Raw genomic sequence first — 11,379 nt, 5'->3', positions numbered from 1 at the left:
GCTGCGCCTGATGGGCGTGAAGGAAACCAGCGGCAGCCCCGTCACCGAAGAAGAGATCCACGCCATGCTGGTCGAAGGCACCACCGCGGGCGTGATCGAGTCGCACGAGCACACCATGGTGCGCAACGTGTTCCGGCTGGACGATCGCCAGATCGGCTCGCTCATGGTGCCTCGCGGCGATGTGGTGTGCCTGGACGTGGATGCACCGTTTGAAGAGAACCTGCGCTGCATCGAAGAGTCGGACCATGCGCGGTTTCCGGTGGTGCGCGGCGGCATGGACAACATCCTCGGGGTCATCAATGCCCGCCAGTGGCTGTCGCGCACCCTGCGCGACAAGGCGCGTGGCGGCTTGGCCGACCAGCCGCTGCAGACAGCCCTGTATGTGCCCGAGACCATTACTGGCATGGAGCTGCTGGACAACTTCCGTCTGTCGGACGTGCACATGGCTTTTGTGATCGACGAGTATGGCGAGGTGCAAGGCATCGTCACCCTGCAGGACCTGATCGAGGCGATCACCGGTGAGTTTCAGCCGCGCGACCCGGAAACTTCATGGGCACTGCAACGCGAGGATGGCAGCTGGCTGCTGGACGGGCACATTCCCGTGCCCGAACTGAAGGATCGCCTGAACCTGGATACCGTGCCCGAAGAAGAGCGCGGCCGCTACCACACCTTGAGCGGCATGATCATGCTGCTGACCGGCCGCCTGCCCAAGGTGACCGACACGGTGCAATGGGAAGACTGGAAGCTCGAGGTGGTGGACATGGACGGCAAGACCATCGACAAGATCCTCGCCACCCCGCTCACCGAGGCGGAGAAGGCCGAGGCGCGGGACGACGGGCTGTCGCTATAGCCTGCCTGGGCCCCACCGCCTGTTCAAGTTCTCAGGCGGCGTCCACGAACACCGTCAGCACGCCCGTGTAGCCGTACAGGTGGTGGTGGGCGATCTCGCCGCCCGCAAAGAACCCTGCCAGCGGCACGTCCCCCAGCGCATGGCGCACGATCTGCAGCTCGGCGCTGGGCCCGCCAAAATGCGGCCCTCCGCGGCCGGAGCAGCTCACGTAGATCGCCCCACAGATGCGGCGCTCGCGTGTCGCGCCAGCCCCGGCAGTCGCCTCTGCTTTGCCCGGCACATCGGCACGGTCACCGCCCGGCGATAAAGCTGAGAGCAGGGTTTCCGGCTCCAGTTCTTCAGGCGATAGCTCTTCGCGGATCTCGGCGCAGATGCGCATGAGATCGGCGCGCGCGGCCGCCACGTTGCGCTGGCAGAACGCCAGGTGCATTCCGGCCTCCACGTGATCGGCCAGCGCAACGCCGCGGCGAGCACCATCCAACCCCACGATGTGGCGCACGCGCGTGTCGGTACCGAAATGGCCGGTGCGACGCTGTCCCTGCGGCTGCTCGCCCGCGTTCACCAGGCCCGCCAGCGTGGCACGCACTTTGCGCAGCGCAGGCTGGGGGTCGCCATCCAGCGTCACGTCCAGGGTATCCAGCAGCACGTCCAGCGCTGGTTCGCCATCGAGCTCCAGCACCACGTTGTCCTGGGCCCGAGTGATGGTGCGCAGCGCCCCCACCGGCTGGCAGCCTTGCGTGACGCGCGACAAAAGCGCCACGCCGGAGCCAAACGCCACACCCGAAAGGCCGCCATCGAAAACCCCGCTGGCAGCCCCCTGCCCTGCGATGTTGCCATTGCCGCCTACCGCAAACTGCACACTCGCGGTGCGGCTGGCGCTCAAGCCCCCGAACAGGTAGCCCGTCTCGGTGCGGGCAGCCATCTCGGCCAGAAGGCCCGTCAAATCCGGCGTTGCGCCGTCCGCATGCACCAGCGCCGTATGGGCCACGAATCCGCCCGGTCCCCGCTGTGGATGGGCAGGCAGGGGCGCCACGCCGGAGAACACGCGGTACTGGTCGGCCGGAACGTCCAGCAGCATCACCGAAAGGGCAGGCTCGTCGAAGTACTCTGCGTTGTTGGCAGACACGCCCACGCCCACGGTGCCACTCCAGTCGGTGACTTCGGGCAGCTCGCCGCTCAGGTAGTCCAGCAGCTCGCGCGCCTCGCTCGCGTAGTGGTCGGTGATGTACAGCAGCCCAAGCGCAGGCGCGCTGGCGTAATCGGGCAGGGCCATCTGTGCGCGCAACTGCGCCAGCACGAGAGCGGCCGCCATGCGCCACTGCGGGTGCGTGGCGTGGCCGGAGGGAAAGAGTTTCATGGCGTTCTCCACGGTCGGCGGGCAGGCGTCAGGAGAGCTCGGTGGCCCACCCACCGGCCCGGCCTGCGGCCGTTAACCGGCGCGCTTGCGGGCGGCGCTGCTGCGCGCCTTGGTAGTGGTTTTGGCGGCCGGCTTGGCAGCCACCTTGCGAGCCGGTGCGGCGGCCTTCTTTTTGGCGGGCGCTGCCGCCTTGCGCGGGCTGCCCTTGACCGACTGCATGCCCTTGGCCGCGAACTGGCTGGCCATGCCGGTGGCCGTCTTGAACGCTTCCTTGGCCAGGCCGGTGGCCATGTTCTTGGTGGTGTCGATGGCGGTCTGCTTGGCCGCGTCTTTCATCGCGTTGGCGGCGATCTGCTGGAACTGGCTCGTGAGCGCCCCCCACCATTGCATCGGGTCGACCACAGCAGTGTCGGGAACGGCTGCTGTTTTGCCCTTGGCCTTGGGTTTGGCTTTGGCCGCTGGTGCGGGCTCGTCAGCCTCCGGGGCTTCCTCTTCGGTCTCGGCGCCACGGCCCGTCACGCGGGCGGCGGCGCTGGTCATGGCCTCTGCAGCGCCGCTGACCGTGTCGGCTGCCTTCTGCACGCCGCTCATCACGGTGTCGGCCGTCTTGAGCTTGAAGGCGTTGGCCACGTCGCCCATGCTGAAGTTCATGCCCTTGAGCGTGGCCAGGGTCATCTTCTGCACCTCCAGCGCCTGGATGGTGGCGGCCAACGCACGCGAGTTCTGCTCCAGCCAGAACTGCACGGCCTTGAGCTCTTCAATGCGCTTTTCCAGTTCTTCGACATTGATGGTCGGCGCCACCCAATTGGAGAGATTGGGCAGCTGCGGGATGCTGCTGGTCGCGCCTTTCGCGAGACTCTGCAGAAAATCAAAACCGGGGACGAATTTGCCGAAACCGAAGGCGTTGGTGGTGTCGCTCATGGCCGCTCCGCAAGAGGTGGGTCTGTGGTGGAGGCACAGCTTACTCCAATGCGTTGCCGCCGGGGCCGCCAGATTTTCCGCAGTTGCGGCCAGCGCGGGCGCTCGGTGCGCTTGCTGCGAAGCGGCTCAGTCAGTGCTTCTGCCCATGGCCATGCCCGTGGCCGTGCGCTGGCGCTGCGGCGCCCCCGGGCGCTGTGGTGCCCACTGGCAGGGTCAGCTCCAGTTTGCTTTCGACGCCCTTGGCGTCCTGAAAGACCAGGGTCAGCGGCACGGTGGAATCCTTGGCCAGCGGGGCCTTCAGGTCCAGCAGCATGACGTGGTAGCCGCCGGGCTTGAGTTCCACCGTCTTGCCGGCGGGCAGCTCCAAGGACGGCACGGCGCGCATTTTCATGACGTCGCCTTCCATCTTCATCTCATGCACTTCGGTCACGCCTGCGGCGGGCGATTCGGCGCGCACCAGGCGGGCGCCGTCCTGGGCCGTAAGGCGCATGAACGCGCCCGTGCCCTTCTGGCCCTGCACGCTTGCGCGGGCCCAGGCGCCTTCTACCTTGACGGTGGCGGTCTGTGCCCAGGCAGGGACGTTGGCAAAGGCAGCCATCAGCGTGGCGGCCAGGGCGGTGGTGTGAAGCAGTTTTTTCATGGTCAGGATTCCTTGTTCAGCGGAAATGGGAAGAGGCAGGAAAGCTGCCTCTTTGTCTTTGGCTCATCAGTGATTGTGGGCACCCGCGCCCGCGCCGGGCAGGATTTCCAGTGCGGCGGCGGGGGACTTCAGGTCCGAGATCTTCTGTCCGGGTTTCGGAGTCTCCACCCAGTCGTTGCGGCCTTCGGCACAGGTCTGGCGCACGGGCCAGTACATCGTGCCCGCCTGCTCGGGCGTCGTGGCGACCAGCACGAACTCGTCGTAATGGGCATGGGGCAGCATGTCCTCGGGGGTCTTGGCCGTCCAGGTCACACGCACCACGTCTTCGGTGATGGTGCGGCCGTGGCTGGTGTACGGCTGGGCGAGTTTTTCGCGCTGCACCTCCAGCGCCCAGCCCGGCTTGGGCATGGGGCGCGCGCCGCGCATGCCGGAGGGGATGTCCACCGCGATCTGCCGCGTCGGCGACGCGCCGCAGCCGTGGCCGACCTTGAACGTGGCCTTGTAGCTCGCGCTTGCGGGGGCGACCTGATATTCGAGCACCACATGGGCAGACGCAGGGCCATAAAGGCCTCCAGCGCCCAGCAGCAAAGCGCCAGCAGCTATCTTTTTCATAGTATCTTGAGACATGGAGTGTGTTCCTTTCAGAGGCTGACTTTGAGTTCAGCCATGTAAGTGCGCTGCGGGTAGGGGTGGAAATTCCAGAACCGGTAGTTGTTGAGGTTGTGGATGCCCACTGCGGCACTCACCTGCTGGGTGATCTGGTAGCGCACCCGCACATCGGTAGTGAAGTAGCGGCTCGCACCCTGGTAGGCAAAGCCGTTCACGTCGCTGTTGTCGAGCGTGCTGTACTGCTTGCCGCTGTAGCGCGCGCCCAGGGTGTACGACCACGTGGCATCGGGCCGGTAAGTGGCCACGGCAGTGGCGCGCCACTCGGGGATGCGCGGCTGCCACTTGCCCACGCTGGCGGGGAACTTGTCGTTGCGCGTGATCTTGGAATCCGTCCAGGTCAAGCTGCTGCCCAGCTCCAGACCGCGCACGAAGACGTTGGCCGCCTGGTACGACAGCTCCAGACCCTTGGTACGAATCGCGTCCACGTTCTGCACGTTGGTCACGTTGGGTGTGACGAGTACATTGGTCTGGGAGTACAGCGCGTCTTTCGTACGCTCAAAAAATGCGGTCAGGCGCAGCAGCCCGTTGCCCATGTCGCGCTCCGCCGTCAGCTCCGTCGTCCAGCTCTTTTCGGGCCGCAGGCTCGGGTCGTTGTTGATGAGCGTGCCGCTACCGCTGATGCCACCCTGGTACAGCTCGGCCACGGTGGGCATGCGCACGGCGCGGCCGGTGGATGCCTTGAGCACCCACAGGTCGCTGGCCTGCCAGGCCACGGCAGCCTTGGGCGAGAAGTAGGTTTCGTTGCGCTCGGGGTGGCTCAGCGTGGTGCTGGCGTTGCCGGTCTGGCCATTGCTGGCGCTCCAGCGCTCGGCGCGTGCGCCCAGCACGGCCTTCCATTGGGGCGCAATCTTCCAGGTGTCTTGCGCCCACAGGCCCAGCAGTTGGGTGTCGCCGTTGAAGGCCTGGTTGCGGGCGCCCGCATTTCCGTTGATCCAGTTCGTCGTGGCGTTCTCCACGGTGCGCAACCGGTAGCTGTCGCGCTGCAGGCCAAAGTCCACGATGTGCGCGCCCAACACCCCATCGGGCCGCCAGGTGCCTTTGGCGGCCAGGGTGTTCCAGCCCGTTCCCTTGCTGTTGGCGATGCGGCCCGCGCCGCCATGCAGCGCGGCGGGCAGCGCTACGGTGGCGGCGCGCAGGGTGTCGGTCTGGTAGTCATACAGGCTGGCGGCAACCTCCCAATCGAACACGCCTTTGGTGTGGCTCTTGACCGAGAGCCCGTGCATGAAGTGCGTGAGGTTCTCGTTGGAGACGTTGAAGTCCGTGGGCGCGAGCGCAAACGAGCGGCCGTTGATGTTGACCGTGCCGCTGTAGACCGCATTGCCGTTGGCATCGCGCAGGTAGCTGGTGGGCCGCCCTTCGGACTCGTTGTGCCACCAGCCCAAGGTATAGGCCGCGCGCACGGTGGGCGAGAAGTCGTAGGCGATCTTGGCCTTGATGTGGTCTTGCTGCGTGTGGTACTGCGTGGCCGTGCCCAGCAGGTACCAGGGCTGGTTGCTGCGGTTGTTGCCCGGCACAGCGCCCGTCACGGGCGTGCCTGCATTGCCCACCGTACCCGTAGACACCAGCCGTGTGGGGAAGGTGAGCGGCTGGCCTTCGCTGTCGGTCTTGCTGAAGTTGAGGAACCAGGACCAGTCGCCACTCTTGTTGCCCACCGAGGCGCTGACCTGCTTACCGGCATAGGTGGCGTTGGTGCCATACAAGTCAAACGGCTGGTGCTGGAAGCTAACCTTGCCATGCGCCTCGAACTGGGTCGGCATGCGCGTGACGTAGTCCACCACCGCGCCCACAGAGTTGCCCGCATAGGCGGCAGAGAAGGGGCCGTAGAGCACGTCCACCCGCTCGATCTCCTCGGGCGTGACCAGCATCCAGCGCGGTGCGTTGGTGGGGCCGTTGCCCAGGTAGTTGCTCAGCAAGATGCCATCGGCAAACACCATGGACCGCGCCGGGTTGCCCGTGCCCGAAGCGCGGGTGGACAGCACGGCATGGTTGTAGTCGCCGATGTAGCGCTTGCGCACCAGCAGGCTGGGCAGGTACTTGAGCGCGTCTTCGCTGTCGGTGGCGTTGATCGAATGCTCGATCTGCTCGCGCGTCACGCCCTCGATGGTGGTGGGGATCTGCGTGGGCAGCGAGGTGGGCTGGCCGCCGGTGATGGTGACCACGCCCAGTTCCTTGACGGGGGCATAGCTGGGCTCAGCGGGTTGGGCGAACGCCGGGGCAGCCCCGGTGAATGTGTAGCCCAGGACAATGGGAAAGGCACTGGCCAAGGCCAGCGCCATGCGGCTTTTGCGCATGGGAACTCCTGAATTTCAAGCCAAAGAGGCCGCTTGCACCCATGAATCAAGCGCAAGCAGCTATCAAAAAAATAGCAATTTCAGGAGAGCGCTGGAGGTCCACGCGGCGGCAGCGGCGCGGCGGTGCGCGCAGCAATGTGCGCGGCAGGGATGGGGCGCAAGGCATGCGCCAGGGGATGGACCACAGGCACTTGAGCCTGCGACGCGGGAGGCGGTGCGCTTACCTGTGCACACAGTGGGCAGTCCAGCGTGTGGCTGGGCACCTCGGTGGCGCCGTCGTCGGTCTTGACCAACAGCTTGATGGCACCCGAGCCCGAACAGATCAGCTCCATCGGCTGCGGATTGACCATGGGCGACGCCACGGCCACGCCGATGGACACCACAAACCATGCCAGCACAAGGCGGGCAAGCCAGCGAAGGCTGCGGATGGTTTGCAGGGAAGGCATGGGCGCGAATTGTAGGGTGCCCGGGCGCAAACGCCTTGACGGGGGTCATCTGCGCGACGGGCTCCCTCGCCGCCCGCTCCTACGATGTGCGCTGCATCCCTCACCATAACGGAGACACCCCATGCTGACACTCTGCGGCTTTTCAGCCAGCAACTACTACAACAAGGTCAAGCTCGCGCTGCTCGAAAAGGGCCTGCCGTTTACCGAAGAGCTGGCCTGGGTGGGCGAGACCGACCGCAGCGCCAGCCCGCTGGGCAAGGTTCCCTACCTGCGTACCCCGGAGGGGCCACTGTGCGAATCGGCCGTGATGGCCGACTACATCGAGGCCGCCCACCCGCAGCCCGCGCTGATCCCCCCCAACCCCTACCAGGCCGCCAAGGTGCGCGAGCTGATCACCTTCTTGGAGCTGCACCTGGAGCTGGTGGCTCGCAACCTCTACCCACAGGCGTTCTTTGGCGGCACCGTCAGCGACGCCGCCAAGGAAAAGGTGGGAGCGCAGCTGGAAAAGAACATTGCCGCCTTCGGCCAGTTGGCGAAATTCAGCCCTTACGTAGGCGGCGACACCTTCACCCTGGCCGACTGCGCCGCCATCGTTCACCTGCCGCTGGTCAGCTCGGCCACCAAGATCATCTATGGTCGCGACTTCCTGGCCAACCTGCCCGTGCGCGAGTACCTGGCCCGGATGGGCGAGCGTCCCCACGTACAGCGCATCAACGCCGACCGCAAGACCAATACCGCTGAAATGCTGGCGCGCCCTCCCAAGCGCTGAGCCTTCTTGATGCCGGTCAATGCGCTGCAGGCGACGCTGGGCGAGGATGGCATCCGTCGCCCATCGGAGCCCGTCATGGACAAGAACCAAGCTGCCACTTTCCGCCCTGCCCTTGTGGCCCTGAGGGAGTCGCTCCTCGCACAATTGGCTGAGCAGCGCGGCGGCACCATCGGCCGAGCCGAGGCTGCCGCGAACCACTTTGGCCAGCCAGAGGACCCCCGCGCCCAGCTGGCGACAGCGCGGGAGCTGGAGTTCGCCATCGATGAGCATGAGACCACTCACCTGGCCGCTGTGGAGGCCGCGCTCGAGCGCATCGCTGCAGGAGCGTACGGCGAGTGCACGGACTGCGGCGCGGACATTCCCATGGCGCGCCTACGCGCCACCCCCGAAGCCGCACGGTGCGTGCCCTGCCAGGAAAAGGCCGAACTGCGCCAGCCGCCCGGCGGATAGCGCGTTCGTTCCACTGCCTGGGGGATTAGCCCAGTGCATGGCGGCCCGGTGCGTCCATCACGGCGCCGCGATCGCCACAACTGGGGAGCGGCGCGACGGCCGTTGCGATACGCCCGCAGTTGGCCCTCTAACTCACCGACCCGCCGCGCTGTCGGAGTGGACGCCAGCGCCGACTCCCGCGGTAGCGGCATCGAAGAGCAGGTGGTCGAGGAAGCCCACACGCCTCCTGCCCCGGCATTCCGGGGCCGCCCCGTGCGGCTCTGCCTGTCGCCGTCGTAGGCGGAACGCCGGTGACTGCTGTGTCAGCGGCGCTGCAGCACCGGAAACGCACCCAGCGCAAAAACCGAGTTGGGTACGCCCACGCGTGCCATCAGAGGTTTGGGTTTGGCGCTGAGCTTTGGCCGGGACGCTGGAGCGGGGGCAGGCTCCTCCACCACCACGCCCTTCGCACGCTGCTGGGCTACCAAGTCCCGCAACGTCACCGACTGGAGGTACTCCATCACACGCATGTTGAAGCTTGTCCAGAGCTCCCCCGTCATTGATTTCACCTGCGCAGCCTGTCCTGCCTCCAGGTGCGGCAGGTCATCAGCCTTCAGGTTTTCCACGGCCAGGATGATCTCCGCCACCGAGATCTGGTCGAGGTTGCGGGCCAAGGTATAGCCCCCTCCGGGGCCGCGCGTGCTGTCCACCAGGCCGGCTCGGCGCAATGCGCTGAACAGCTGCTCCAGATAGGACAGCGAGGTGCCCTGACGCGCACTGATCGTGGACAGTGCCACGGGACGGAGCTTCTGGTGCAGTGCGAGGTCGGTCATCGCCGACACGGCAAGTTGTCCTCGGGTGGTGATTCGCATCGTAGCTACTCCTTGTGAACACGTTGTTTCCAGACCGGGCTGTGCCGCGGAATGGTCCGAACATCCAATGTAGAGGCTTTGACACTTCGCGTATATTCGTTTTATTGATTCAAATAGTTCGGTATTTTCGAAGCATTTAAGCCCATGAATTTTAAGCACCTTCGCTATTTCTGGACAGTGGCCAAGGCCGGCGGAGTGGTGCGAGCCAGCGAGCAGCTGCACACCACGCCGCAGACGCTGTCGGGCCAAATCAACCAGCTGGAAGAATGGCTGGGACACGAGCTTTTTCGCAAGCGTGGACGGGGCCTGGAGTTGACCAGTGAAGGGCGTGTGGCGCTGGGTTACGCGGAGCAGATCTTTGCACTGGGCGATGCGCTGGAAAAATCAGTGCGCCTGTCGCGCGGTCAGGCCAAGCCGCTGGAGTTTCGAGTGGGAGTGGCCGACTCCATTGCCAAGTCTGTCGCCTACCACTTGCTGGAACCCGCGCTCGGAATGCCCCAGCAAGTCCATATGACCTGCCAGGAGGGCAAGTTTCCCGACTTGATCGCCCAGCTCAGCCTGCACAAGCTTGACCTCGTCCTGGCCGATGAACCGGTGTCCAGGAAGATTGGCGTGAAAGCCTTCAACCATCCACTGGGGAGCAGCGGAATGAGCTTTCTGTGCTCCCCCGCATTGCGCGCCGAACTGGCCGGCGATTTCCCCCAGTGCCTGCAAGGTGCGCCCATGTTGATCCAGGGGCCGATGTCTTCAGTGCGCCAACAGCTCGATCATTGGTTCAACAAGTACCAGCTGCAGCCCCGCCTGGTGGGGGAGTTCGACGACAGCGCCCTCATGAACGCCTTTGGGCGCGAGGGCCGGGGCGTCTTCACATCTCCCACCGTGCTGGACGAGGAAACCACAGCGCAATTTGGCGTCGAGGTGATCGGACGGTCTACTGAATTGGTGGAGGAGTTCTTCGCCATCTCCGTGGAGCGGCGCATCACCCACCCGTGCGTGGCAGCCATCACCAAGGCGGCCAAGGCAGATCTGTTCGCTAAGTGAGGTCTGCTGAACGCTGGTCAACGCGCTCAAAAGAACTTCGGCCAGCGCGGAGGTGTCGCTATGAGGCGCACGCCTGCCCGCTAGAGCAGTCGCTGGAATGAACCTGCAGGTTCAGTAAGTCTGGGAAACCGGTATAGAGGGGGTGGGTACATCACGCGCCCTTCATAAGGGGTGGCGGGCGAAACGACAGATCCTGCCGCCCATTGGCAAAAAGCCACCTGCGATGATGATTGCCTGAGGAATGCATTCCCGATGCCGGAAGAAACTTGGTCCCGTGCGGCGGCCAGGAAGGGCTGCACGCACACTTCACGCGGCTAAGGGGAAAGAGGTGCGTATCAAAGGCAGAAAGCAAAAACGCCCGCATCACTGCGGGCGTTTTTGCTTTCTTTTTGGTTGCGCGAGAAGGATTTGAACCTCCGACCTTTGGGTTATGAGCCCAACGAGCTACCAGACTGCTCCATCGCGCGGTAAGAAATAAATTATACCCTATTATTCAGCTGCTGCCGAATTATTTTCAGTTTCAGCAGCACGGTCGACCAGTTCAACCAGAGCCATGGGTGCATTGTCACCCACACGGAAACCCATCTTCAGAATGCGGGTGTAGCCACCGGGACGCACCTTGAAACGGGGGCCCAGGTCATTGAAGAGCTTGGTGACGCTGTCACGGTCGCGCAGGCGGTTGAAAGCCAGGCGGCGGTTGGCCACGGAGTCTTCCTTGGCCAGGGTGATCATGGGCTCGATCACGCGGCGCAGTTCCTTGGCCTTGGGTACCGTGGTCTTGATGGCCTCGTGCTCGATGAGCGAGTTCATCATGTTCTGCAGCATCGCGAGGCGGTGCGAGCTGGTGCGGTTGAGTTTGCGGAGGCCGTGTCCGTGGCGCATGGTGCTTTCCTTCGACTGTCTATGTAATTAAATCGGGTAGCCGTGTCAGGTACTTCCCGAGGCACTGTTCCCTTGCGGCATCGCCTTGGGGAACGAAAAGTCCCCCTTGCGGAGGACTCGGAAACCGGGCTCCCGTTTTCCAGGGAGCCTGCGATTATAAGGCGGCAGCTTAGCGCTTGTCCAGACCGGCGGGCGGCCAGTTCTCGAGCTTC

Annotated in this window: 12 protein-coding genes and 1 tRNA gene; 4 read left to right on the top strand and 9 right to left on the bottom strand. The window is 64.8% G+C overall.

From position 1 onward, the window contains the following. Window positions 1-850 (top strand): hemolysin family protein (locus tag MRY84_RS20715; protein ID WP_291507567.1); only part of this gene is annotated, 850 nt, incomplete at its 5' end. Between the two features lie 31 nt (window positions 851-881). Here MRY84_RS20715 and MRY84_RS20710 read toward each other — a convergent pair. From MRY84_RS20710 to MRY84_RS20685, 6 genes are all read right to left on the bottom strand, one after another. Further along, the gene (locus MRY84_RS20710) at window positions 882-2,207 is read right to left on the bottom strand and encodes an FIST N-terminal domain-containing protein (RefSeq protein WP_291507566.1); all 1,326 of its coding nucleotides are present in this window, start codon (window positions 2,205-2,207) and stop codon (window positions 882-884) included. A 72-nt stretch (window positions 2,208-2,279) separates the two neighbouring features. Continuing rightward, window positions 2,280-3,128, bottom strand: a complete 849-nt coding sequence (locus MRY84_RS20705; protein WP_291507565.1) for a PhaM family polyhydroxyalkanoate granule multifunctional regulatory protein — start codon at window positions 3,126-3,128, stop codon at window positions 2,280-2,282. Between the two features lie 130 nt (window positions 3,129-3,258). Continuing rightward, window positions 3,259-3,768, bottom strand: a complete 510-nt coding sequence (locus MRY84_RS20700) for a copper chaperone PCu(A)C (RefSeq protein WP_291507564.1) — start codon at window positions 3,766-3,768, stop codon at window positions 3,259-3,261. Between the two features lie 66 nt (window positions 3,769-3,834). Beyond that, window positions 3,835-4,395: a YcnI family protein gene (locus MRY84_RS20695; RefSeq protein WP_291507563.1), complete on the bottom strand. Its 561-nt coding sequence runs from the start codon at window positions 4,393-4,395 to the stop codon at window positions 3,835-3,837. Between the two features lie 14 nt (window positions 4,396-4,409). After that, window positions 4,410-6,728 carry a TonB-dependent receptor gene (locus MRY84_RS20690; protein WP_291507562.1) on the bottom strand — a complete coding sequence of 773 codons (2,319 nt, stop codon included), beginning with the start codon at window positions 6,726-6,728 and terminating at the stop codon, window positions 4,410-4,412. An 80-nt stretch (window positions 6,729-6,808) separates the two neighbouring features. Further along, window positions 6,809-7,174, bottom strand: a complete 366-nt coding sequence (locus tag MRY84_RS20685; RefSeq protein ID WP_291507561.1) for a DUF2946 family protein — start codon at window positions 7,172-7,174, stop codon at window positions 6,809-6,811. 121 nt (window positions 7,175-7,295) lie between these two features. On the opposite strand from MRY84_RS20685, the gene MRY84_RS20680 reads away from it, so the two are divergent. Continuing rightward, entirely contained in the window at window positions 7,296-7,943 is a 648-nt protein-coding gene (locus tag MRY84_RS20680) for a glutathione S-transferase (protein ID WP_291507560.1), read from the top strand. 75 nt (window positions 7,944-8,018) lie between these two features. Beyond that, on the top strand, window positions 8,019-8,393 hold the full coding sequence (locus MRY84_RS20675; RefSeq protein WP_291507559.1) for a TraR/DksA family transcriptional regulator: 375 nt from the start codon (window positions 8,019-8,021) through the stop codon (window positions 8,391-8,393). A gap of 302 nt (window positions 8,394-8,695) precedes the next feature. Here the strand turns inward: MRY84_RS20675 and MRY84_RS20670 are convergent, their stop codons facing one another. Then, window positions 8,696-9,244 carry an Rrf2 family transcriptional regulator gene (locus tag MRY84_RS20670; protein ID WP_291507558.1) on the bottom strand — a complete coding sequence of 183 codons (549 nt, stop codon included), beginning with the start codon at window positions 9,242-9,244 and terminating at the stop codon, window positions 8,696-8,698. 144 nt (window positions 9,245-9,388) lie between these two features. On the opposite strand from MRY84_RS20670, the gene nhaR reads away from it, so the two are divergent. Beyond that, window positions 9,389-10,285 carry a transcriptional activator NhaR gene (gene nhaR, locus MRY84_RS20665; protein WP_291507557.1) on the top strand — a complete coding sequence of 299 codons (897 nt, stop codon included), beginning with the start codon at window positions 9,389-9,391 and terminating at the stop codon, window positions 10,283-10,285. Between the two features lie 390 nt (window positions 10,286-10,675). Here the strand turns inward: nhaR and MRY84_RS20660 are convergent. Together MRY84_RS20660 and rplQ are read right to left on the bottom strand one after the other, a co-directional pair. After that, a tRNA-Met gene (locus MRY84_RS20660) sits at window positions 10,676-10,752 on the bottom strand. Between the two features lie 22 nt (window positions 10,753-10,774). Beyond that, window positions 10,775-11,167: a 50S ribosomal protein L17 gene (gene rplQ, locus MRY84_RS20655; RefSeq protein ID WP_063462385.1), complete on the bottom strand. Its 393-nt coding sequence runs from the start codon at window positions 11,165-11,167 to the stop codon at window positions 10,775-10,777. Window positions 11,168-11,379: the final 212 nt, after the last annotated feature.

Source organism: Acidovorax sp., assembly GCF_022763525.1.
In the GTDB taxonomy this organism is placed as follows: Bacteria; Pseudomonadota; Gammaproteobacteria; order Burkholderiales; family Burkholderiaceae_C; genus Acidovorax.
The sequence above is the reverse complement of the archived record's forward strand: the minus strand, read 5'-3'. Positions and strand labels throughout refer to the sequence as shown.

Coding starts and splice junctions, on each gene's coding strand:
- MRY84_RS20705 (WP_291507565.1), bottom strand. CDS start 3,128: ATGAGCGACACCACCAACGCCTTCGGTTTCGGCAAATTCGTCCCCGGT.
- MRY84_RS20695 (WP_291507563.1), bottom strand. CDS start 4,395: ATGTCTCAAGATACTATGAAAAAGATAGCTGCTGGCGCTTTGCTGCTG.
- MRY84_RS20690 (WP_291507562.1), bottom strand. CDS start 6,728: ATGCGCAAAAGCCGCATGGCGCTGGCCTTGGCCAGTGCCTTTCCCATT.
- MRY84_RS20680 (WP_291507560.1), top strand. CDS start 7,296: ATGCTGACACTCTGCGGCTTTTCAGCCAGCAACTACTACAACAAGGTC.
- nhaR (WP_291507557.1), top strand. CDS start 9,389: ATGAATTTTAAGCACCTTCGCTATTTCTGGACAGTGGCCAAGGCCGGC.
- rplQ (WP_063462385.1), bottom strand. CDS start 11,167: ATGCGCCACGGACACGGCCTCCGCAAACTCAACCGCACCAGCTCGCAC.
- MRY84_RS20710 (WP_291507566.1), bottom strand. CDS start 2,207: ATGAAACTCTTTCCCTCCGGCCACGCCACGCACCCGCAGTGGCGCATG.
- MRY84_RS20675 (WP_291507559.1), top strand. CDS start 8,019: ATGGACAAGAACCAAGCTGCCACTTTCCGCCCTGCCCTTGTGGCCCTG.
- MRY84_RS20670 (WP_291507558.1), bottom strand. CDS start 9,244: ATGCGAATCACCACCCGAGGACAACTTGCCGTGTCGGCGATGACCGAC.
- MRY84_RS20685 (WP_291507561.1), bottom strand. CDS start 7,174: ATGCCTTCCCTGCAAACCATCCGCAGCCTTCGCTGGCTTGCCCGCCTT.
- MRY84_RS20700 (WP_291507564.1), bottom strand. CDS start 3,768: ATGAAAAAACTGCTTCACACCACCGCCCTGGCCGCCACGCTGATGGCT.